The sequence below is a fragment of the Glycomyces sp. NPDC048151 genome, assembly GCF_043202775.1.
Classification (GTDB): domain Bacteria; phylum Actinomycetota; class Actinomycetes; order Mycobacteriales; family Micromonosporaceae; genus Glycomyces.
The window spans coordinates 66,557-90,079 of sequence record NZ_JBIDBB010000005.1 but is presented as its reverse complement, the minus strand read 5'-3'; the positions used below and the strand labels follow the sequence as shown (position 1 = coordinate 90,079).

Below are 23,523 nucleotides of genomic sequence, written 5' to 3'. Positions count from 1 at the left end.
ATCGTGAACCCTCTCGCCGCCACCCCGCCGATGGGCTGGAACTCATGGGACGTGTTCGGCGGCTCGGTGACCGAGGCCGAGACCCGCGCGAACGCGGCGTTCATCGCCGAGCACATGGCCGAGCACGGCTGGGAGTACGTGGTCGTCGACATCCAGTGGTACGAGCCGAAGGCCCGCGCGGGCGGCTACAACCCCGGGGCCGAACTGGTCTTGGACGAGTACGGCCTCCCCCAGCCCGCCCCGAACCGCTTCCCGTCCGCCGCCGACGGCGCCGGGTTCAAACCCCTCGCGGACTACGTCCACTCGCTCGGATTGAAGTTCGGCGTCCACATCCTGCGCGGCGTCCCGCGCCAGGCCGTCGCCGCCGACCTGCCGGTCAAGGGCACGGACTACACGGCCGCGCAGATCGCCGACAAGGACCGCCCCTGCGCGTGGAACGACGACAACTGGGGCATCGACCACTCGCACCCCGGCGGCCAGGCCTACTACGACGCGCTGGTCCGCCAGTTCGCGGAGTGGGGCGTGGACTTCGTCAAGGCCGACGACATGATCGGCCCGTACTGGGACGACGAGATCGAGGCGTTCAAGCGCGCGATCGACCGCTCCGGGCGCGACATCGTCTTCAGCCTCTCGCCGGGCGTGGGGCTCTCGATCGAGCACGCCGAGCACCTCAAGGCGCACTCGCACATGTGGCGCGTCTCCGGCGACCTGTGGGACCGCTGGCGGGACGTCGACGCCCAGTTCGACCTGCTCCGCGACTGGGCGTCGCACTCCGGGCCCGGCCACTGGCCCGACGCGGACATGCTTCCGTTGGGCCGCATGGGTCTGCGCGCCGAGGTCGGCGAGCCGCGCGACAGCCTGCTGACCGCGGACGAGCAGCGGACCATGCTCACGCTGTGGTGCGTCGCCCGCTCGCCGCTCATGGTCGGCGCGGACCTGCCGAGTTCCAGCAAGGAGACGATCGAGCTGCTCACCAACCCCGAAGTCCTCGCCGCCGTCCGCCATCCCGTCGGCGCGGTCGAGCGGTGGCGCGAGAAGGAGCTCGTCGCGTGGGTCTCGGAGGACGGCGCGTTCGCGGCGGTCTTCAACCGCGGGGACCGGGCCGTGAACGTGCGGCTTCCTTGGGCCACACTGGGTGTCGACCGTCCCGAGCGGATCCGCGACTGCTGGAGCCGCACTGATCTGGACCCCGCCGACGACCTCGGGGTCGCGCTCGCCCCCCACGGTGCCGCACTGCTTCGCCTGGGGGCGTTAGCGAACGAACGATAGCGGGCGGGTCGGGGCGGATGCCTCGGCCCGCCTTCGCGTCACCGGTGCCGCCTGCGGTACGCGGCGGGCGGGAGGCCGCATTCGGCTTTGAACGCGGCGTAGAAGCGGCTGACCGAGCTGAATCCGGATTCGGCGGCGACGTCGGCGATCGGCAGGTCGGTCGTGATGAGCAGGCGGCGGCCCTCGGCGAGGCGGCATCCGAGGAGGTAGTCCCAGATCGTCGTGCGCACGACCTTGCGGAAGTGGGCCATCGCGTAGTTGGGGTGGAGGTTCGCGGCGGCGGCGACCTCGGCGACGGTCAGCGGCTCGCGGAAGTGCTCGGCGAGGTGGCGCACCATGGCGACGACGTGGCGCAGCGCCGGGTCGCCGCCGGTGTACGGGGGCGAGGGCTCCCCCGGCGCGTCCAGGGCGAGGCGGCGCACGCGCGCCTCGACTTCCAGGAGCAGGATGCGGCGGCGCTCGGGCTGCCCGCCCGCCAGGTCGGCGGCCCACTGCGTGAAGTTCGCGGGGTCCGAGGGCATCGCGGCCGAGGGCGGGGCGATGAGCGGCTTGCCCGACAGCAGCCGGCCGACGAGCGCGGCGGGGAGCCCCCAGCCCAGGAAGGTCGCGAACGGGACGTGCACCCAGTGCGCCCTGGTCACGGTGTTGGCGACGAGCTGGTGCGGCACCGCCGCCCAGAAGGCCGCGACCGACCCGGGCGCGATCTCGACGGGCTCGCCGCCGAAGAGGTAGAGCATCGTGCCGCCCTCGGCGACGAAGTTGATCTCCAGGTCGTCGTGCTGGTGGGCGGTGTCCATGAGGATGGGCCGCCCGGCCCACCCGACCAGTTCCGAAGGGTGGATGGCTATCTGAGTATCCAAGAAACACCCGCTCGTATCGATGAAGACTTCCCGGATCAAAACTAATACGGTCGTGACGGCGACCGGCACCGGCCGTTCGGCCATGCATCCGCAACGAAGGAGCCTCCCTTGTTCGCTATCGGTATCGTCGGGGCCGGGCAGTTCGCCGGCGGCTTCGCGAAGCTGTTCGACGCCCACCCCGGCGTCTCCCGCGTCACCGTCACCGACCTCGTCGCCGACCGCGCCGCGACCCTCGTCGCCGAACTCGGCCTGGCAGGCGCGGAGGACGACTTCGACGCGATGCTCGCCTCCGATGTGGATGCGGTGGCGATCTTCACCCAGCGTTGGACCCACGGCCCGCTCGTCGTCAAGGCGCTCCGCGCGGGCAAGCACGTCTACTCCGCCGTCCCGATGGCGTTCACAGTGGACGAGATCGGCGCGATCATCGACGCGGTCAAGGAGACCGGCCTCACCTACATGATGGGCGAGACCAGCCAGTACCACCCCGCCACCGTGCTCGCCCGGCAGAAGGCCGCCGACGGCGCGTTCGGGCGCCTGTTCTACGCCGAGGGCGACTACCTGCACGACATGGACCACGGCTTCTACGCCGCGTACCAGTACAGCGGCGGCGCCGACTGGAAGCGGACCGCCAGCTTCCCGCCCATGAAGTACCCGACCCACGCCGTCGGCGGGGTCCTCGGCGCCTGGAACACGCACGCCGTCAGCGTGAGCGCCATCGGCGTGCCCGACCGCCTCGGCGACGGCGTCTTCGACAAGGCCGTGAGCATGTTCGACAACGACTTCTCCAACGCCACCGCGCTGTTCGAGACCGCCGACGGAGGGAGCTTCCGCACCAACGAGTTCCGCCGTATCGGCCTGGCCCACTGGATCCCCGAGTCCCGCTTCGTCTTCTACGGCACGGAGGGCATCCTCGAGCAGGGCTCCCGCTCCAGCTACTGGCACAAGAAGTCCGAGGACCTGCAGGACGTCACCGAACTGCTGAAACCCGGCTGGGCGTCCGGCGCCGACGACCCGGTCCTCGCCAACGTCGACCCGGCGCTGCACGACTCGTTCATCTCCGGGCACGCGCCCGTGCACGACACCTCCGCGCTCCCGGTCGAGTTCAAGGGACTCGGCAACGGGCACATGGGAAGCCACCACCTGCTCGTCAACGACTTCGTGACCGCCGTCAACGAGCAGACCCTCCCGAGCGTGAACGCCTGGGTCGCCGCCCGGTACACGCTCCCCGGCGTCATGGCCCACGAGTCCGCCCTGCGCGGCGGCGAACGCCTCCGCATCGACGACTTCGGCGACGCGCCGCAGTAGCCCGTCACGACCGCGAACGCCCGGAGGCGACTCCGGGCGTTCGGCGTGTCAGCCGCGCGGCGGCGCGGTCGACTCGCGGACCACGAGCTGGGGCTTGACCACTGAGGACGTCAGGCCGGTCTTGCCCTGGAGCTGCTGCGAGAGCAGGTCGAATGCGCGCGCTCCCAGATCCTCGAAGTCCTGTTCGACCGTCGTCAGCGAAGGGCGCCAGAGCGAGACGAGCGGCTGGCCGTCGAAACCGGCGACGGAGACGTCGCGGGGGACGTCGACGCCGCGGTCGGCCAAGGCCCGCATGACGCCCAAGGCGATCTCGTCGTTGCCGCAGAACACGGCGGTCACGTCGTCGCGACCGGCGATCCGCTCGCCCCAGCGGTAGCCGGACGGGGCGTCCCACTCGGAGTGCATCACGGTGGGGACCTCGGCCCCGGCGTCGAGCAGCGCGTTCCGCCAGCCCTCGGTGCGGCCCGAGGTCTTGCCGCCGGTGGGCCCGGCGATGTGGTGCACCGTGCGGTGCCCTTGCCGCAGCAGGTACTCCGTGACCTGGCGCCCGCCCGCCGCTTCGTCGATGAGCGCCGCCAGCGAGCCGTCGGTGCGCTCCGAAGCGCCCCCGGCCCCGACGACCGGCAGGGACTCGGGCAGCGCCTTCGAGACCTTCATGCCCGCGGCCCGGAACTCCAGGACGATCGCGCCGCCGATGGGCTGCGACAAGGCGAGGTCGACCGCCCGCGCCACCGCGTCGTCGTCGTCGGACGAGAGGATGGTTATCGACACGGACATGCCCGCCTGCTGCGCGGCCATCTCGACGCCGCGCAGCGTGTTCGCGTAGCCGTAGCTCGAGGTCGTGGCCTCCGCGATGATCGAGATGAGGTTCGACTGGCTCATCCGCAGGGAGCGGGCGGCGCTGTTGGGCCGGTACCCGAGCGCCTTCACCGCCGCGTTGACCCGCGCGACCAGCTCTGGGGCGACGTTCTTGGTGCCGTTGAGCACGCGGGAGACGGTCGGGACCGAGACACCCGCCGCCTTCGCTACATCGGCGAGGACAGGGGCGCGGTACGACTTCGGGGAGGCCATGCCATTGAGGATACGAGACGTTCTTCGCGATCCGCGCCCGGGAGGTGCTGCCAGGATAATCGTTATCCCAAGTCGAGATGCAAGCTGAAGTCGATGGAGAGCCGCCGCGTATCGAACACCTTGATAACCTTCTCTCGGAGACTGGCAGCGCCGGCCGGGGCTTCCGACGCCCAGACCGGACCGCCAAGGGGCCGAGCACTGTCGCGCTCGGCCCCTTGGCGTCTCGGTCAGACGCGGATCAGGCGCCAACGCTGCGTCACGGCGCCCTTGTCGGTCCACTGGATCGCGGGCTCGCCGTCGACCTCCTTGTTGCCGTTGTCGAGGACCATGCCGGAGCGTTCGCAGGTGAGCTTGACGGCGCCGCCGCCGACGTCGGTGATCTTCCACCGCTGCGGGGCCGTGCCGTTGTCGGTCCACTGCTTGACCTGCGCGCCCTCGGCGGTCGAGTTGCCGTTGTCGAGGGCCTTGCCCGAGTGCTCGCAGACGAGCTTGTGGTGGCCGCCGCCGACGTCGATGATCTTCCACCGCTGCTGGACGCCGCCGTTCTCACCCCACTGGATCACGGGCTTCCCGTCGACCGCGGACCGGCCGTTCTCCAGGAGCTTCCCGGATCGCTCGCACATCAGGTGGTAGGTGCCGCCGGAGACGACCGCCGGGGTGGAGCGCATGTGGGCGAGCGTGCCCCAGCCGAGCGCGTCGAATCCGCCGGAGTTGCCGCCGTAGTCGCCCCCGCCGCCTTCGGGGCGGGCGAGCGCGGCCATGCGCGCGACGTGGGGCATGCGCATGCCGCGCCGGACGCTGTAGTGGTTGTAGACGAGTTCCCACACCGGCCGGATCTGGCCGCGCGCGCCTTCGGAGACGACGGTGTGCTCGACGCCGTCGCAGTTGCGGTAGGTCGTGAACGGCACGTCGTAGCCGAGGTTGTAGCGGGCGACGTACTCGGCGGCCTTGGCGAAGGCGTCGTCGCGCGCGGAGTAGAGGTCGAGGCCCTGGCTCCAGGCCATCTCCATGAACGTGCTCATGAGGCCGATGCCCATGATGGAGTGGGCTTGGTCGCGGCCCGACTCCTGCCATTGGGCGAGGTCGCCGTGGAGGAACGGGATCGCGTTGGTGATCGACCCGGCGCCCGCGCCGTTGTGGAAGTAGTCGACGGCCGTGTCGATCTTGGCCTGGTCGTCGCAGAGGATGCCGATGGCGAGCATCGAGGCCATGTTGCACAGGTCCCAGTTCGCCCAATAGTGGGTGTCGCAGGTGTTGTTGTGCCGCACCAGGAAGTCGGCGTTGAGTTCGTAGAAGACCGTGGTCATCATCTGCTGGAACCGGCCCAGTTCGAACCCGGGCGCGTCGCGGACGAGCTCTCCCGCGTTGGCGAACTGGTAGCCGTAGATCCCCGAGGCGAGGCGGGAGTCCGAGGGCGGCCAGTAGATCGACTTGAGCGTCTCCGACCAGGCGTTGCAGATGCGGACGGCCGCGTCGCGGTGGGCGGTGTCGCCGCTGATGCGCCAGCGCAGGGCGTTCTGGTAGGCGGCGTGCGCGTCGTTGTAGAGCAGCCAGTAGTTCTGGGGCTTGTCGGTGTTGCCGCGGACGATCTCCGCCACGGGCTGGGGCGTCCAGGTGCTCGCCGAGTGGCCGTTGGCGACGAGTCTGTCCCAGCCCTGCTTCCAGGGTTGGGCGCCCGCGTCGACCTTGGACCTCATGCGGTCGAAGTCGGCTTGGAGGTGAAGCATCCCGGGGTGGGCGAGCGCTTGCGCGCCGACCTCCTGCTGCTGGGCTCTGGCGACGGCGAGGCCGCCGGTCCCGGCGGCGGCCAGGGCGGTGGCGGCGACCGCGCCCCTGAGGAGGTTGCGCCGTTTGAACCGGGCGCTGCCGGTGCGGTTGTCGGTCATGGTGCTCCTTCGGCTGTCGTTGGCGAGGGGCGGAGGGGGCGCGAGCCGAGATCGGATAACGTTATCCCCTTGGACTGAAGATAAGGTTATCATCCATGTATGTCAATATCTAATGACACCGATTCGAGGCCGAATGTGGTCGACATCCACTGAGAACAGGCATCGAGCCCGTCCTGTCCAGCGAATGGCAATCGCGACATGATCGACGTCGGGCACTGTCTTAGAAATCGTTATCCCTCAGGCCTGCCAAGGACTCCGCATAACCGCTGCGGGCCCGAAAACCGCACCGCCCCGCAGCGCTCCAGTGCGCTGCGGGGCGGGCGGCCCGAGACGGTCGGTTAAGCGAGTTCCCCGAAGAACTGGACCTCGCCGAGGTTGCCGTGCCAGCGGTTCGGGTTGTAGATCCTGAACCAGCGGTAGGCCGTGTCGTCGGTGACCGCGCGGCCCTGCCAGACACCCGGCTTGGTGCCGGTCAGCGGCTCGGTGAGCGTGGTCCACGTCTGGTTGTCGTCGGAGCCCAGGACGATCGTGCCGTCGGATCGCGACGGACAGCACAGGCGGGGCAGCAGGTACACCTCGTCGAGGCGCACCGCCGCCTCGCCGAAGTCCACTGTGTAGTACGAGCCCGTGCCGGTGTTCAGGTCGCCGGCGGTGTCGGCGTCGCCGTCGAACAGCAGGTATCCGATCTCGTCGGGACCGGGCACGTTGTTCGGCCACCCGCCCGAGGAGGCGGTGACGGTGGCGAGGTTCGCGACGTCGATCAGCCGGTCGCCGTTCCCGCCGACGAACAGCCCCGCGCCTTCGGTGGGGCCGTAGAGGGTCGGTCCGGCCTCGCCGCCGTCGGTGTAGGCGACCGAGAGCGTGACCGAACCCGGTTCGACCCCGTCGAGGACGACCGGTGCGAGCCATTCGACGCCGTCGTCGGAGGCGGCGGCCGCTTCGATCCCCATCACGTTCACCGTGACCGAGTCGACCGGCTGCCTCGTGGTGACGGCGACGTTCACGGTGTCGCCGACGGCGACCTTCCCGGCCACGGCGTCGTCGGAGGCGACCACCGCCTTCGCGATCTGGTTGCCGATCTCGTGGCGCTCGCCGTAGATGTGGAACTCGGTCATCTCGAAGACGCCGCGGATGATCCCGTACAGGACGTCCGGCAGCTGCTCGATCATCTGGACCTTGATGTACCGGAACCGGTCGTCCCGCAGTTCCGGCGACACTTCGAGGGTGTTGAAGTCCTGCGTGAACTCCGTGACCCCCGGGGTGAGCCGGGTCCAGTCGACGCCGTCGTTCGAGCCGTACACGGCCGAGTTGGCGAGCCGGTCGGCGAAGATGTTGCTCTGGAAGCCGAACTCCCGTGCCGAGACGCGGAAGTCCGGGCCGAAGTCGAACGTGTGGGACATGTCGACGGCCTGCGGGTAGGCGGTGCCGGTCTGGTTGTCGCCGTCGATCAGGAGCGCGGTGCGCTCCTTCGCGGTCGAGGCGTGCAGGAGGTTCGCGTAGTCCAGGCTGCCGTCGACAGCGGACTTCGGGTTCACGAGGCGCAGGCCGTCGCCAGCGGCGACCAGGTCCGCCAAGGCGCTCGCGTACTCGGTGTCGGTACCGTCCTCGAGCTTCGCTTCGGCCGCGCCGCGGGCGGCGGTGAAGGCGGCTTCAGTCGCGGACTCGTAACCGTCATCGGGCTCGTAGTCCTCCTCGGCGAGGGCCAGTGCGCCTTCGCGGTCGGCGGCGGCGTCGAGGACGACCGTGCGCGCGGCGACGCTCGTGCCGTCGTCGGCGGCGACGGTGACCGTGCCCGAATCCTCGCCGGTCCAGGTGAGCCGCCCGGTCGCGGCGTCGATCGCGGCGCCGTCGGGGAGTCCGGTGGCGCTGTAGGCGATGCCGTCGCCGGTGGCGGCGAGTTCGAGCGTCTGTCGGGCGCCCTCCCAGCCGACGACCCGGCCGGGGGCGTCCTCGGGGAAGACCGGGCCGTGCAGTTCGGCCTGGGCGTTGGTGTTGATGTGGTCGATGTCGACCGCAGCGCCCTCGGTCTCGATGAACAGGATGTCGCCCATGCCCCGGGTGACCGTGACGTACCGCCATTCGCCGCCGGTGTCTGGCACGGTCACGGAGGTGTCGCGCCTGACGGTGTCGTCGTGGCTGACGCCGCCCAGGTGGATCACGGCCGGGCCTTCGGTGCGGACGAGGAAGCCCTGCTGGGGCTTGTTGTTGGCGCCGCTGATGTAGGAGATCTTCGACCCTCCCGCCATGCTGACGAAGCCGTCGCCTTCCTGGACGTCGCCGGCGAGGTGCGTGTAGCGCTGCTCGATCTCCAGGATGTCGGGGTCGGCGTTCGGCGCCTGGGCGGTCTGGCCCGCGGCCTCGGCGGGCGCGAACATCCACGAGTCGCCGCCGCCGTCGCGGCCGTCCCAGCCGATCTGGACGGGCGTGGGGCGCTTGGCGTAGGCCTCGGCGAAGAACGGGGCGATCGTCTCGACGTCCTCACCGCGCTGGTACTCGTAGTAGTAGTACATCTCCCAGAAGCTCGCGGTCGCGTACCGGCCGCGGTAGCCGTCGGCGATGTGGTCGTAGGTGTCGCGGATCGTGCCGTCGGGCGAGATCGCGTAGCCCACCGGGGTCCATTCGGGGTCGCGTCCGGACATGAACTGCCAGAAGTAGTCGGCGGCCTTGATGATCCGGTCGTCGAGGAACTCGTAGGGCCCCACCGCGTTCCCGGCGGTCGAGACGGTGCCGTCGACGGGGTCCACTTCGGTCCCCTGCGCCATCATCATGCGGGACAGGGCCGCGTAGTTCGTCAGGTTGCCGCCGCCGTGGGCCTGGTCGCGGCCCATCTCGACGAGCTGGACGTGGGGGTCGGCGATGGGCTCGCCGGTCTTGTCGTCCGTGTCGACCCAGCGGGCGAGGCGGGCGATGGAGCCGTTGAAGCCCTCGTCCTGGGCGGTCTCGTTGACGGTGAACCACTCGACCTTCTGGGCGTACAGGTCCGCGTCGTCCATGAAGATCGACCCGGCCATGGAGCCCAGGAGCGGGTAGTTGTGCTGGTTCATGAAGTGGTCCGGGGAGGACATGAACGTCGCGATCGCGGGCCGGATCAGGTTCTCGCCGAAGGCCCGGGCCTCCTCGTCGGTCAGGACGAGCGCCGGGTCCTCGCCGCAGCTGGTGTAGCGCAGGAGTTCGGCGGCTCCGGCCATGCGGAAGAGCGGCATGCCGTTGTGGATGTGGGAGTCGGTGTAGTACTCGAACTTCGTCGGGTCCATCTGGGCCCAGTTGCGGATGATCGCCAGGGCGTTGCTGCGGTACACCTGCTTCCCGGTGAGGACGTGCAGGATCGCCTGGGTGTAGGCCTTCAGGCCGTCGGCCTCGAACATGCCCCTCGTGCCCGCGTTGAAGGCGGTCGTGCGGGGCTTGGTCGGGTCGGCTCCGGCGTTGGAGGGTTTGACGCCCTCGCCCGCGGCGCTCGACTTCAGCAGCGCTTGGTAACCGGAGGCCCACGGTTCGGCTCCGGCTGTGAGCTGGGTGCGGACGTTCTCGAGGATCGGCTCGGTGAGCCCGATGCCGGGGTGGCTGAACCCGGCTTCGCTGGTAGTGGAATCGAACTGGACTTCGCAGGTGGTGGCGGCTTGCGCGGGCTCGGCGGCGGGGACGAGCTGGACGAGCCCGATCGCGAGCAGTACCGCCGCTATGAGCGCGGCGGCGCGCCCGCGTGCGGCGGTCGCAGGGGGATGCATGAGCGGTACCTCCGGTTGAGAGTCGTTGCTGGGTAGGCGGTCAGGACCAGGCTTTGCTCAGCCGTTCGTGCTCTTCGGCGGTGACGGGGAGGACGACGCCGTGGCAGGGGTCTTGCGGGAGTCGGAAGTCCGTGGAGGGGGTCCATTCGCCGCTGGCGAGGTCGGTGGTCTCGAAGGGCACGTAGCGGCGTTCGGCGGTGAACTCGTCGATCCAGAGGAACCACTTGTCCTCGGTGTTCGACTTGTAGACCAGGGGGCCTTCGCCCTGCTTGATCGCGCCGAGGCCGATGCCCTCGGCCAGCGGCGCCCACTCGGCGGCGGTGAGCGACGCGGCGGTCTCGGAGAAGATCGACTTGCCGAGCGGCGCTTGGCCGCCGCGTGCGCGCTCGTCCTTGAGGAAGCGGTAGTAGACGCCGTCGTGGTCGATGACGGTGGCGTCGATGGTGTGCCAGCCGCGGTCGATCCAGGTGCGCGCGGGCGAGAATTCGCGGAAGTCGCGCGTGGTGGCGTACATGATCCGGTTGTAGCTCTCGCCTTCGTGGGCGGCGTCGTCGTACACAGTGGAGGACCAGTGGACGAGGTAGGCGTCCTGCTCCGGGTCCCATACGGACTCGGGGGCCCAGGTGTTGCCCGCCTCGGGCGGGGCGACCTCGACCAGGCGCCCTTCGCCCCAGTCGACGAGGTCGCTCGACTCCCACACCATGATGGAGCGGCTGCCCCAGCGCTGGGTCAGCGCCCAGTCGTTCACGGCGAAGACGCGCAGGTCGGTGGCGACCATGAAGAAGCGGTCGCCTTCCGGGGAGCGGACGATGTGCGGGTCGCGGACCCCGCACTCCCCCAGCGTCGAGAACAGGACCGGCTGGCCGTTGTTGAGGTCGTCGAAGTGCAGCGGGTCGTTCCCGTCGCTCAGGGCGAAGTGGATCTGCTCGCCGTCGGCGGACTCCCGCTTGAAGTGCACGTAGAGGTAACCGGCGAAGTCGGTGGTCATGATGCTCCTTGGTGTCGATGGTCGGCGCTAGCGCGCCGCGTAGATCCGGGCGGCGGGTCCGGCCTGGACGTCGAGGACGGGCACACCGTCCACGGCGCGGACCTTCCACTCCGGCAGGGCGGTCGGGTAGACCTGTTCGAAGGCCCGCCCGCGCAGGCCCGGTAGCGCGACTTCGGCGGCCTCGCCGCGGGACCAGACCGCCAGCAGCGACTCGTCCCCGGCATCCAGCTGCAGCGCCAGCACCTCGTCGTCCCAGCCGGGCAGGCCGAGCGGCCACGACGGGTGCGACCGGGCGATGCGCTGCCGCCAGTCCTTGTGCAGCGTGACGGCTTCGCGCACGAGCGCGAAACGCTCGGCGCCGAGGCCGCCGAGGAACCCCGAGAGGTAGAGGCGGCCCATGACGCCCGCCGTCATCGCGAACGCCGTCTCCTCCAGTGACATCGACGCCGCCGGGTAGGCCCAGTTCCCGGCCTGCTCGGGCAGGACGCTCGCGGGCGCGGCGGCGGCGATCGCGGCGTACCGGCGGAAGTCCTGCTGGTCGCTCGTGGACTGCAGGTGCGCCACCGACAGCAGGTGGTAGTCCATGCGCATCCCGCCGGACGCGCAGTTCTCGAACAGCACCTCGGGGTGGCGGGCCTGGGCGGCGAGCAGCCACTCCCGGAAGGCCCTGGTGTGCCCCAGCAGGCCCGCACCCGGCGCGACGGCGTCCACATCGGTGCCCACGCCCGAGTTCACGTTGTAGTCGAGCTTGAAGAACTCGAACCCGAACTCGGCCACGAGCCGGTCCACGGCCTCGTCCAGGTGGGCGCGGGCCGCGGGATGGCGCAGGTCGAGCTGGTAGTGGCCGGTCTCGAAGACGCGCTTGCCGTGCCGCTGGAAGAACGCGCCCTCCGGCAGGTCCCGGCTCGCCGCCGCATTCGCGCCCACCGCTTCGGGTTCGAGCCAGATCCCCGGTCGCATCCCCTTGGCGCGGATCGCCTCGATGACCGCGATCAGGCCGCCCGCGAACCGTCCGGGGGCTTCGAACCAGTCCCCCGCGTCGTTCCACCAGTCGCCGGTGCCGTACCAGCCCGCGTCGACGCAGAAGTACTCCGCGCCCGCCTCGGCCGCCGCCTCGATGAGCGGCAGCTCCTTCTCCGTCGACGGGCCCGCCATGAGCGTGTTCATGAAGTCGTTGTAGACCAAGGGAAGCCGCGCATCGACCGGGCGCGTCTCGCGGATCGCCCGCCGGTAGTCGGCGAGCGCGGCGAACGCCTGGTCGCGGCCCCCGTCCGTGATGCAGCAGCCCGCGGGCGCGGTCGCGAACGACGCGCCGGGCTCCAAGCGCGCGGCGAACTGGTGGTACAGGTCGGTCGGGCCCCACACGCCGACGGTCACCGTGCCCTCGTGCTGCGTCGCCTCCCAGTGCCAGCCCGCGCTCGTCTCGGGCTGCCATGCGATCGACGGCCCGCCTTCGGTGAGGAGGACCCCGGTCGGCAGGTAGGCGCCGCTGGAGAAGGACCCGTGGCTGGTGAACGCGATGCTGCCGCGGTGCTGCCGGTGGTGGATCCCGGGGTTGACGTCCGGCAGGAGTTCCGCGACAGGGCGCTGTCGCCAGCGCCCTTCGGCGAGCCATTCGCTCTCGCCCCAGAGCAGGTCGTGGCCGCCTTCGGGGACGGCCACGAGGGCTGAGCTGATGTTGAGGAGCACGATCGCGTCGTCGGTCGCGTTGCGGACGGTGTGGCGGATCTGGAGTCCCGGACCGGCGGCCCGGAAGACACTGTGGACTTCGAGTCCGAGTTCGGGGTCGCGCTGGGCGATGCGCAGTTCGCCGCCGTCGGTCTCGTGGCCGGTGTAGCGCAGGCGCAGGCCCGCGCCCCAGAGCAGGAGGCTCTGGTTGTGGCGGGCGCGGCGTTCGCCCGCGGTGCTGAAGTCGACGATCGGCGAGGGCGCGGCGACGGAGGGCGCGTCGGGTCCGGTGGCCCAGTGGACGAGCCGGACCGGTCGGTCGTCCGCTTCGAGGCCGGTGTCGAACCGCAGGTGCAGTCCGGGGCGGGTCCACTCGATGACGGTGTCGTGGTCGGGGTGCATGTGTCGCTCCAGTTCGAGTCGTCACGGTCGCGTCCGGGCGAGGCGGACGCCTGCCGTGGCACGCGTTCTCAGGAAAACGATATCGAGGTATTGATTCCTGCTCCTGACATAATTAGCATCGATCCAAGGATAACGATATCCTGATCTCACGATGCGAGCCGACTCCCTGGTCCCCCTAGGCCCGCACCGGATCTACGGAAGGAACCCCCCGCAATGAAGCGGATCGAACGCAGAGGACGGCCGCGCCTGTCGGCCGCGGCCGCCGTATTGGCGCTCGCGGCGGGCATGGTGACGGCGTCCTCGCCCGCCCAGGCCGCCGAACCACCCGGACTCGTCACCGACCACGTGGTCGCGGTCAACGAGACGGTGAGCGACGCCGGATTCGTCCACCCCGGCATCGGCCTCTCCGCCGAGGACCTGCGAACGACACAGGAGATGGTCCGTTCGGGCCAGGAGCCGTGGGCGTCCTATTTCGACGCCATGACCAAGACGGGCTTCGCCTCGACGACCTGGCGGGCCTCGAACTCCGTGTCGGCGGCCGAGCCCGACAAGGCGCGGACCAGGATCTTCGACAACGCCGGGATGCGCGGCCGCGAGACCAACGACTCCTTCGGCGCGCTCACGCAGTCCCTCATGTGGGTCAACACCGGCGACGAGGTCTACCGCAAGAACGCGATCCAGGCGCTGCGCACGTGGGCCGACATGGACCCGGACGGCTACACGTACTTCCCCGACGCGCACATCCACACCGGGCACCCGCTCTACCAGTTCCTCATGGCCGCTGAGATCATCCGCGCCACCGAGCCGGTCCCCGACGAGACCCCCGGGCAGCACGACGGGTACGACGTGGTCTGGAGCGCGGCCGACGACGAGCGCCTGCTCGGCAACTTCGCGAACCCCGTCCTGGAGACGTTCCTGGCCTCGAACAAGCACTGGATGAACCAGCACAACTTCGGCCTGTTCGGACGGATCGCGACCGCGATCTACTCCGACGACGCCGCGGGCTACGCCAAGGGCGTGGAGTGGTTCACCGTCAACGAGGGCGACACCGCCTACGACAACGGCTCGATGGCCGAGCAGATGCCGCTGATCGAGGCTGACGACCCGATCAACCCGTACGGGTACGACTTCGTGCAGGTCCGCGAGATGGGCCGCGACCAGGCCCACGGCGAGTGCAACATCGACAATTTCGCCGGCCTGGCGCGGATGCTGGAACTGCAGGGCACCAAGGTGGACCCGGTCGAGGGGACCGTCTCGACCGCCGACGACGCCGTCTCCCCCTACGACTTCCTCGACCAGCGCCTCCTGCAGGGCGCCGAGCAGTTCTACAAGTACATGCAGGGCGGCTGGATGCCCTGGGTCGACGAGCGCGGCGAAGACTGGTTCGGCACCGTCTCGCAGTCGTATCGCGGCCGCATCTTCAACACGGTCTCGGTCGCGGAGCTGTACTACGAGTACAAGATCGAGCGCGGCGTCGACGTCGAGGCCGAAGCGCCGTGGCTGGCCCGCCTGGCGTCCCGCATGGACGGCCCGATCTACACGCGCGGCTCCTCGACGACGGCGAACTTCTGGGTCCCCGGCGACAAGAACCCCGAGTACTGGGTGGCGTTCCCCGAAGAGCTGGCCGGGACCGAACCCGAGCCGCCCCGAGAGGACCCCGCCTGGCGGTTCGACAAGGCCGGGCTCATGCTCGACGACCGGACCGAGCTCGTGACCGAGGACGGCGCGACGTTCGCGCGCGCGAACCTCACCGAGGAAGGCACGACCAGCGCCATGGCCCGCTTGGAGTTCGGGCAGGGAGCCGTGTTCGGCCTGAAGTACCGCAGCGACGGTCCGGCACATCTGGAAGTGCTCCGCAACCCCGAGCCCTCCGGGCTCAACCCTGATGAGGCGCCCAAGAGCACCCTCGCGGCGCAGGACCTCCCCGACACCGGCGGCGAGTGGCGGTACTTCGCCTACCCCATGTCGGGCAACCCGATCAACTACTTCCGGCTCACCGGCGCCGAAGGCACCACTGTGGACATGGACAGTGTGATCACGACCGGCGCGAAGGACCTGACGCCGCCGCAGTTCCCGCAGACCGACGGCACCCTCTACCTCGCCGCGAACATGGAGCGGTCGCTCGACCTCAAGGCGGTCGACACGGGCGGGAACGTGGCGTACACCGTCGAGGGCCTTCCTGAAGGGGCCTCGTTCGACACCTCCACGGGCGATTTCACCTGGACGCCCGGTGACGCCGACCGGGGCCGCCACGAGGTGCGGATCTTCGCCGACGACGGCCAGACCGTCGCGAGCCGCACGTTCGAACTCGTCGTCGCCGCCAACCGGCCCAAGACGATCGACGCGCTGCTCGCCGACGTCTACGACCCCGACGCCGTATACGAGACCGCCAGCGCCGAGCAGTTCGACGCGGCGCTGAGCGAGGCCAAGGAGGCCTCCGAATCGGGCGCCGACGAGGCGTTCCTGACCGCGCTCGGCGCGCTCCGGGACACGGTCGAGGCGATGCGGCTGCTCAACCCGCGCTTGGAGGACGGCGGGCTCGACATCTCCGGCGGCATGGTCACGCCGCACGACGCCACCGCCGTCCAGGTGGACCGGATGGTCGGCCCCGACCACACCGGCAACATCCTGCACACCTCGTTCGTGCTCGACTTCGGGACGCGGTTCAGGGTGGCGGCCGAGGAGTTCGCGTTCCAGGGGCCGTTCGCGTTCGCGATGCGCTCGGCCGGCACCAACGTGTACGGCTCGAACGACGGGATCGAGTGGGATCTGCTCTCGGAGCGGCCCACCGCGGAGGTCAACAGCTGGGAGCACATCCCGGTCGTCGAGGAGCACCGCGGGGAGCGGTACCGGTTCCTCAAACTGCAGGTCGACGAGCCCGCGCTGCCGAACGACCCGGCGTACCCGGGCATCTGGATCGTCGACGAGTTCCACATCATGGGCGAGCGCACCGAACTGCCGGGCGCGGTCGACGCGGTGTCCTTCACTTCTCCTGGCGCGCTGCGGGAGCGGGTGACGGCTGGCGACACAGCCGAGCTCACGTTCGAGAGCGACGAGGCGATCGGCGATGTGGTCGTCGAGATCGGCGGCCACCAGGTCGAGGCGGTCAGCGAGGACGGGCTGTCGTGGAAGGCGAGCCTCGAACTCGGCGAGGACACTCCGGTCGGCGACGTGCCGTTCAGCATTGACTACAGCATCGGCGGCGACGCCGCGCCGACGGTGCTCGGGACGACCGACTTCAGCCGCGTGTACTTCTCCGATGAACGCGACATCGTCGATCCGGCGACGTTCGCCGAGGTCGTGGACGACAGCGGCGCACCTGACGCCACTCGGGAGGCGCAGGCGGCGCTCATGCTCGACGGCAAGGTGAACAGCATCGGCGCCCTGAGCGGGAGCACCGGCGAGTACCACGTCACCTGGGACTTCGGGGAGGGCCGCGGGCTCTCGCTCGACCGCGCCGACTTCCTGATCAACCAGGACACCAGGTACCCGGGCCTCATCGACACCATGGTCTTCCAGGGCTCCAACGACCTCGAGCACTGGACGGACCTGACCGCGCCGGCGTTCCGCGGCTACGACTGGCAGAACCTGGAGTCCGGCGACGAGACTCCGTACCGGTACCTGCGGCTGCGCAACCGGTACGCCGTCTCGGTCTCGGAGTTCAGGCTCTTCGGCGACATCAGCGGCGACCTGGACATTGTGCTGGAGCAGGCCGACGCCGTGGACCTGGAGCAGTACACGCGGGGTTCGCGGATCCTGTTCCCCCGGGAGGTGGCCGCGGTCCGCGAAGCCGCGGAGGACGAGGGCGCCGATGAGGAAGCGCTCGCGCGGCGGCTCATCGACGCCTGGAACCTCTTGGACCCCTTGGTGACCGAGGCCCCGGCCGAAATCGACCGGGACTGGGTCGCGGCGAGCACCGTGAGCTGGGACGGCCGGCTCGATGCGGCCGACAACGGCTGGCGCATGTTCGACGGCGACCCCGGCACCTGGACCGACACGACCACGAAGTCGTGCACGAACACCGTGCTCCCGACCGACGGGACCGCGTTCGAGGTGCTGGGGGTCAGGTACTTCCCGAAGGACGCCGCGGTGAGCCGCGCGACCGACATGTCCATCGACGGCTCCAACGACGACGGGTCGACCTGGACCGCGTTCGCCAACACGGGAACGCCGGTGCGCGGCTGGAACACGGTCGCGCTCGCCGAACCCGTCGGCTTCGAGGCGCTGCGCATCAGCGGCGGCAACGGCTACTGCAACGTGGCCGAGCTCGAGTTCCTCGTCGCCGTCATCGACAAGTCCGGACTCACTGTCCGCCTTGACGACGCGGCGGCGCTGCACGAGTCCGATTGGACGCCCGAATCCTGGGCCGCCCTGGTCGCCGCCCGCGACGCCGCCCAAGCGGCCGCGGACGACAAGGGCGGCACCCAGCAGGAGGTCGACGACGCCGCCTCGGCGCTCGCCGAAGCCGTCGCCGGACTGACCAACGCCTGATCCCGGCCACCCCGGCCACCCCGGTCGCCCGGGCCCCGATCGCGGGGCCCGGGCGTTCCCGTTCAGTCCGGCTGAACGGGCGCTTCGGGATTCGTCGTTGCCGCGGCCCTTCGGGGGTGGTGAGACTGGAGGGGCGCGTGTCCGCGTGCGACGAACGATGGAGTGAGCTTTGAACGAGGACTGGGACGTGATCGTGGTCGGGGCCGGGCCGACCGGGCTGATGCTCGGGGCCGAGCTGCGCCTGGCCGGGGTGCGGCCGCTGCTGCTGGAGAAGCACCCGCAGCGCCGCGACACGGCGAAGGCGGGCGGTCTCGGCGGTCAGATCCTGGAGCTGCTGCGGTACCGGGGTCTGATGGAGCGGCTCGAGGCCGCCGCCGGTCCGGCCCCCGAGCCCCGGTTCCCCTTCGGCGGCGTGCACGTCGACCTGACCCGGCTCGAGCACGCGCCGATGCACGCGCTGCCGCTGCCGCAGGCGCGGCTCGAAGGGCTGCTCGACGACCGGGCCGCCGAGCTCGGCGTCGAGGTCCGCCGCGGGCACGAGGCGGTCGCCGTGACCCAGGACGAGGACGCGGTGACCGTGGAGGTCCAGGGTCCCGGCGAGCGGTACCGGCTGACCGCCCGCTACCTCGTGGGCGCCGACGGGGCGCGCAGCCCGATCCGCGAACAGGCCGGGATCCCGTTCCCGGGCATCGCCTATCCGGAGGTCAACCGGCTCGCGCAGGTCGCCCTCCCCGACACGGCGACGGTCACCGGGGGCGGCGGCGTGGACTTTCCGGGCCTCGGCGCGATCGGCGCCGGGTTCACCCGCACCGAGCGGGGCCTGTTCGGCCTCGCCGCCTCGCCGGACTCGAGGACCGTCTCCTTCTACACCACCGAGGACGAGGCCGCCGAGTACGACGACGACGTGCCGATGACGCTCGACGAGGTCCAGGACAGCGTCGAACGCGTCCTCGGGTTCCGCCCGCCGGTCCACAGCCCGACGCGGCTGTCGCGGTTCACGTTCAAAGCACGCCAGGCGGAACGGTACCGGGACGGGCGGATCTTCCTCGCGGGCGACGCGGCCCACCAGTTCCCCGCCACCGGTGTCGCGATCAACGCGGGCATGCTCGACGCGGCGAACCTGGCCTGGAAGCTCGCCGCCGAGGTCCACGGCTGGGCGCCGAGCGGCCTCCTCGACACCTACCACGGGGAGCGCCACCTCGCCGGGGCCCGCACCATGCTCCACACGCAGGCGCAGGTGGCGCTGCGGCGCGGGCACGACGCCGCGGCCGAAGCGCTCCGCGAGGTCTTCCAGGAGCTGCTCGCCGACGAGCCGGCCCTGCTCCGCCTGGGCGCCCTGCTCGCCGGAGCCGACGTCCGCTACCCCGTCCCCGGCGCGGAACGGCACCCGCTCACGGGAACGTTCACGCCCGACCTGCCGCTGCACACCGACCAGGGCGAGATCCGGATCGCCGACCTCCTGCACACCGCGCCGTCCGTGCTGCTCGTCCTCGCCGACCGCGGCGACCTCCTCGATGCCGCAGGCAAGTGGGCCGACCGGGTCGACGTCGTACCCGCCTCGACCGCCGACCGCGCCGCCGACGCCCTCCTGATCCGCCCCGACGCCCACATCGCCTGGGCCGCAACGGTCGACGAGTCCGGTGCGACGGCGGTCCCGTCCTTGGAGCGGGCCCTCACCGACTGGTTCGGCGCGCCCTGACGCGAAGGGGCCCTGGCCGAAGCGGGGGCCCGACTACCCCAGGTCCGCCGGGGCGTTCGGTTTCGTTCGGAAACCGCTCCCGGCTCCGGTTCTCGGCGAGGATCGGGGGTCAGCCGCAGGAACCCCTGGCGGCCTTGAGGAAAGGAAAGTCAGATGAGCATTCGGGTGCGAACCGGCCTGGCGGCCGCGGGCTCGGTGGCCCTCATCCTGCTCGTCGCGTCCCCGGCGGCCGCGGACAGCGTGCGGATCACCGGCGGGGCCGACGGGTTCACCCCGCCGTACGCCAGCGTGCGGATCACCGGCGACGACGTGGACAACCGCGACTACAGCGTGCGGATCACCGGCGCCGACGACCGCGAGTACCTCGTCCGCGTCGTCGAGCTGAAGGACGACTTGGACAACCGCGACTTCAGCGTCGCCCCCGCCAACCGGGAATGGTAGGACCGGGCGCTCCCGGCGGGTCCTCGCATGCCCGCCGGGAGCGCCCGACTCCCTAGTACAGCGGGGCGCCCGGCTCGACCGTGGCCTCCGGGTCGTCGGCGCCGATCGGCTTGACGACCAGGTCCGCGAAATGCGGTGTGCTGAAGGACGGTTCGATGCCCGCCAGGAGGCCGACCATCCCTGCCGCGTGGGCGGTGTGCACGGTCCCGAGGACCGGTTCGCCGTCGATGAGGGCGGTGATGCGCGCGCCGGAGCACCTGAGCGTCAGGCGCCGCCACCGCCCCGGGGCGGGCTCGACCGTCGCTTCGGCGATGAGCTGCTCGCCGCCCGCGCTGTGGTCGGCGGCGGTGATGAGCGCCTGCTGTTCGGCGTCGCCCACGAGTTCGCCGGGGTCTTCCTTGCCGTTGACCGAGACGAGCCGGCAGCTCCCGTCGGCGGCGAGTTCGAACAGGTAGCACTTGGGGATGAAGCCGTAGCCGGTGCCGACGTGGTTGACGCGGCCCATGAGCGCGGCGCGCTCCCCCGGTTCGAGGAGGACGCTGACGCCGACCTCGTAGTCGGTCCAGTCGGCGTCGCCGATGATCGTGTACGGCTTCCAGTCCGGGGCCCACGAGTGCGTCGCGGCGGGCACGACCTGCCGCAGGCGCGTGCCGCCGCCTTGCGCGGGGACGAGTTCGAACGTCCCGGCGATGTCGGCGGTGAACCGCGGCAGGTGCCCGCGCGCCTCGGGGTCGCCGTAGTCGAAGCTGTCGCGGTAGGGGAACGGGAACGGCGCGCTGGCCGGGACCTCGGCGAAGCCGCCCTTGCGCTGGCCGGTCGTCGTCGACAGCGAGTACACCGAGTCGGGGGCGAGGTCGATCTCGAGCGCACCGTCCACGATGTCCGCGAAGCCGAGGTGCTGGAACTGCTCGGCGGCGTCGCTGCGCCACACGGTCACCGGGCCCTGCGCGAGGCCGCCGGGGACGAGCACGCGCAGCCGCTGCGGGGCGCGGGCGTCCTTCGTCTCGGCGATGACGCTGAAATCGCCTGCGGGGGAACGGAGGGCGACGGCGCTGCCGCCGCCGTCCAGGAACGCGCAGGCCTCGTCCACATAGGTCCATCCGAGTCCGGTGAACTGGCCGTAGTGCGCGTAGCCCCACAGCGCCTCCCGCACCCGGTAGTGCCCGCTCCACGGCTCGTGCGCAACGATCATCGCCGGGTCCACCGCGTACGGCTCGACCGGGTAGACGCCCGCGACGTCGTACCAGAGCACGGTCTTCGTCGCGCCGCTGCGCAGGTAGTTCTCGTTGAAGCACTCGACGATGCCGATCAGGCAGTCGAACCCGTCGCGGTAGACGTGGTCCTCGGTGTTCCAGATCGGCTTGCCCGCCGTCTCGGCCCAGGCGCGGACCTCGTCCGGGGCGTGCACGTCGTTGGCGTACATGACGTGCGCGCCGATCACGTCCACGGCCGCGACCGCCTCGGGGTCGCGGCGCAGCTGCTCGACGAAGTCGAACTTGTCCTCCGGCCAGTTGTCGAAGGCGTGCAAGAGGACCGAGTCGAACCCGGCCGCGTCCAGAGACGCCCGGAGGCGCTTGGCGAAGTCGAGGCTCACGCCCTTCTCGTTGCGGCAGCCGATCGCGTCGAGCTCGAACCCGTGCACCTCGCGCAGCAGCCGCGCCCACGAGACGTAGTAGTCGGCCATGTCCTGCGACCAGAACTCGCCGTCGCCGATCCACCCCGGCGCGCTCCACGCCACCGCGTCCAGGCTCAGCACCGGGTTGCGCCGCTTCGCCTCCCGCATGACCCACCACGTGTAGCCGCGGTGCGCGCCCAGGTCGTCCCGGGTGTGCATGTGGCTGGGCATGGACCCCTGCGTCGCGTTCCCGTCGCCGGGCACCTCGACGAGCATCGCGCTCACCGAGGCCCCGAACTTCGGCGCGAACACCAGGTCGAGGATCTGGCCGCGCTGCGGCTCGGGATAGTCCTTGAGCAGCGCCGAGGTCGCCCCGCCGCCGTTGACCGCCCCGATCCCGTCGAACCGGCGGTCGCCGGGCCCCTCCCGGAGTTCGAGCACCTGCACCTGTTTCCCGCCCACTGCGCCTCCTCGGGTTCCGATTTTGTTTAGCACATTGACAATAGCAGTGATATCGACGATCATCGTTCTAATGGGCTCCTTGGGAGCGCTTCCCACATTGCCGTCCGAAGGGATCGGGCATATGCAGATCAATAGCAGCCATCGAAAACGCCTGGCGGTCACCGCGATCGGCGCTACCGCCGTCATCGCGGCGGCGCTCGGCCTCACCACCGCGAACCAGGCCTCCGCGCAGCAGGGCTGCGACGTGGACTACCGCGTCGTCAGCTCCTGGGGCTCGGGGTTCCAGGCCAGCGTCAGCATCACCGCCGCATCTGCGGTCGACGGCTGGGACCTCGCCTGGGAGTTCCCCGGCGACACCACCGTCACCAGCGCCTGGAACGTCGACTGGAGCCAGACCGGCGGCGCCTTCTCCGGCACCGACGTCGGCTGGAACGGCGCCATCGCCGCCGGGCAGACCCGCGAGGTCTTCGGCTTCATCGGGTCGGGATCGACCGAGGCCCCGACCTCCTTCACCCTCAACGGCGTCGCCTGCGGTGACGAAGGCGAGCCGACCGAGACCCCCACCGACGACCCGACCACCGACCCGCCGGACGGTCCGGCACCGGAGCTCAGCGTCTCCGGCAACCAGATCGTCACCGAGGACGGCGACCCGTACCGGCTGCTGGGCGTGTCCCGGTCCTCGACCGAGTTCGCGTGCGTGCAGGGCAAGGGACTGTTCGACTCCGGCCCGGTCGACCAGGCGTCCGTCGACGCCATGAAGTCCTGGAACATCCGCACCGTGCGCCTCCCGCTCAACGAGGAGTGCTGGCTCGGCCTCAACGGCACACCCAGCGGCGCCGCCTATCAGCAAGGCGTCGAGGACTACGTCGACCTCCTGGTCGCCAACAGCCTCAACGTCATCCTCGACCTGCACTGGACCTGGGGCGCCTACACCACAGGACCGGACTGGCACTGCACCGACGTGCACGCCACCTGCCAGAAGCCGATGCCCGACGCGCAGTACGCCCCGCAGTTCTGGGCCGGCGTCGCCGAGACCTTCAAGGGCGACGACGCCGTCGTCTTCGACCTGTTCAACGAGCCGTACCCGGACATGGCCAGCAACTGGGACAAGACCTTGGGCTGGCAGTGCCTGCGCGACGGCGGCACCTGCGCCGGCATCGGGTACGAGGTGGCCGGCATGCAGGACCTCGTCGACGCGGTCCGCGGCACCGGCGCCACGAACATGCTCATGGTCAGCGGGCTCGAATGGACCAACGACATGCGGGAATGGCTGGCCTACATGCCGAACGACCCGCTGGACAACATCGCCGCGTCCTGGCACGCGTACAGCTTCAACCGGTGCGTGACCGCGTCCTGCTGGGACGCCGAGATCGCCCCGCTGATGCAGGAGGTGCCGGTCGTCCTCGGCGAGTTCGGCCAGGACGACTGCGCGTTCGACTACATGCAGCAGCTGGTGGACTGGGCCGACGCGAACGGCATGAGCTACCTCGCGTGGACCTGGAACCCGTGGGGCTGCACCACCGGCGCGGTCCTCATCAAGGACTGGTCAGGCACGCCGGAACCCGGTGTCGGCGAAGGGTATCGGAGCCACCTGCTCACCCAGAGCCCTTACCTGTAACCAGAAAAGGCACTGAAGCGACC

The 23,523-nt window shown here is 70.4% G+C and carries 13 protein-coding genes; 6 read left to right on the top strand and 7 right to left on the bottom strand.

All coding sequences use genetic code 11. The annotated features are described in order from the left end of the window. Window positions 1-3: 3 nt before the first annotated feature. Complete coding sequence (locus ACGGCP_RS13115; RefSeq protein ID WP_392965293.1) at window positions 4-1,269, top strand: alpha-galactosidase; 1,266 nt, start codon at window positions 4-6, stop codon at window positions 1,267-1,269. A gap of 38 nt (window positions 1,270-1,307) precedes the next feature. Here ACGGCP_RS13115 and ACGGCP_RS13110 read toward each other — a convergent pair whose 3' ends face one another. Further along, a complete protein-coding gene (locus ACGGCP_RS13110) occupies window positions 1,308-2,129 on the bottom strand; it encodes a helix-turn-helix domain-containing protein (RefSeq protein ID WP_392965291.1) in 822 nt (273 codons plus the stop codon). A gap of 108 nt (window positions 2,130-2,237) precedes the next feature. Here ACGGCP_RS13110 and ACGGCP_RS13105 point away from each other — a divergent pair, with 108 nt between their 5' ends. Continuing rightward, window positions 2,238-3,434: a Gfo/Idh/MocA family protein gene (locus tag ACGGCP_RS13105; protein WP_392965288.1), complete on the top strand. Its 1,197-nt coding sequence runs from the start codon at window positions 2,238-2,240 to the stop codon at window positions 3,432-3,434. A 48-nt stretch (window positions 3,435-3,482) separates the two neighbouring features. Here ACGGCP_RS13105 and ACGGCP_RS13100 read toward each other — a convergent pair whose 3' ends face one another. From ACGGCP_RS13100 to ACGGCP_RS13080, 5 genes are all read right to left on the bottom strand, one after another. Continuing rightward, the gene (locus ACGGCP_RS13100) at window positions 3,483-4,505 is read right to left on the bottom strand and encodes a LacI family DNA-binding transcriptional regulator (protein ID WP_392965285.1); all 1,023 of its coding nucleotides are present in this window, start codon (window positions 4,503-4,505) and stop codon (window positions 3,483-3,485) included. Between the two features lie 227 nt (window positions 4,506-4,732). After that, a complete protein-coding gene (locus ACGGCP_RS13095) occupies window positions 4,733-6,391 on the bottom strand; it encodes an RICIN domain-containing protein (protein WP_392965283.1) in 1,659 nt (552 codons plus the stop codon). A gap of 338 nt (window positions 6,392-6,729) precedes the next feature. Beyond that, complete coding sequence (locus ACGGCP_RS13090; RefSeq protein WP_392965281.1) at window positions 6,730-10,116, bottom strand: discoidin domain-containing protein; 3,387 nt, start codon at window positions 10,114-10,116, stop codon at window positions 6,730-6,732. A 40-nt stretch (window positions 10,117-10,156) separates the two neighbouring features. After that, complete coding sequence (locus ACGGCP_RS13085; protein ID WP_392965279.1) at window positions 10,157-11,104, bottom strand: glycoside hydrolase family 43 protein; 948 nt, start codon at window positions 11,102-11,104, stop codon at window positions 10,157-10,159. A 27-nt stretch (window positions 11,105-11,131) separates the two neighbouring features. Then, window positions 11,132-13,174 (bottom strand): alpha-galactosidase, encoded by a 2,043-nt coding sequence (locus tag ACGGCP_RS13080; RefSeq protein ID WP_392965276.1) that lies wholly within the window; start codon window positions 13,172-13,174, stop codon window positions 11,132-11,134. Between the two features lie 213 nt (window positions 13,175-13,387). On the opposite strand from ACGGCP_RS13080, the gene ACGGCP_RS13075 reads away from it, so the two are divergent. From ACGGCP_RS13075 to ACGGCP_RS13065, 3 genes are all read left to right on the top strand, one after another. Further along, a complete protein-coding gene (locus ACGGCP_RS13075; protein ID WP_392965273.1) occupies window positions 13,388-17,665 on the top strand; it encodes a putative Ig domain-containing protein in 4,278 nt (1,425 codons plus the stop codon). A gap of 169 nt (window positions 17,666-17,834) precedes the next feature. Beyond that, window positions 17,835-19,364, top strand: a complete 1,530-nt coding sequence (locus ACGGCP_RS13070) for an FAD-dependent monooxygenase (RefSeq protein WP_392965270.1) — start codon at window positions 17,835-17,837, stop codon at window positions 19,362-19,364. Window positions 19,365-19,517: 153 nt separating this feature from the next. Next, window positions 19,518-19,805 (top strand): hypothetical protein, encoded by a 288-nt coding sequence (locus ACGGCP_RS13065; RefSeq protein ID WP_392965267.1) that lies wholly within the window; start codon window positions 19,518-19,520, stop codon window positions 19,803-19,805. A gap of 52 nt (window positions 19,806-19,857) precedes the next feature. On the opposite strand, the gene ACGGCP_RS13060 is transcribed toward ACGGCP_RS13065, so the two are convergent. Continuing rightward, window positions 19,858-21,882 (bottom strand): galactosylceramidase, encoded by a 2,025-nt coding sequence (locus ACGGCP_RS13060; protein ID WP_392965264.1) that lies wholly within the window; start codon window positions 21,880-21,882, stop codon window positions 19,858-19,860. A 121-nt stretch (window positions 21,883-22,003) separates the two neighbouring features. Between ACGGCP_RS13060 and ACGGCP_RS13055 the strand changes: the two genes are divergently transcribed. After that, window positions 22,004-23,500 (top strand): cellulase family glycosylhydrolase, encoded by a 1,497-nt coding sequence (locus tag ACGGCP_RS13055; RefSeq protein ID WP_392965261.1) that lies wholly within the window; start codon window positions 22,004-22,006, stop codon window positions 23,498-23,500. Window positions 23,501-23,523: the final 23 nt, after the last annotated feature.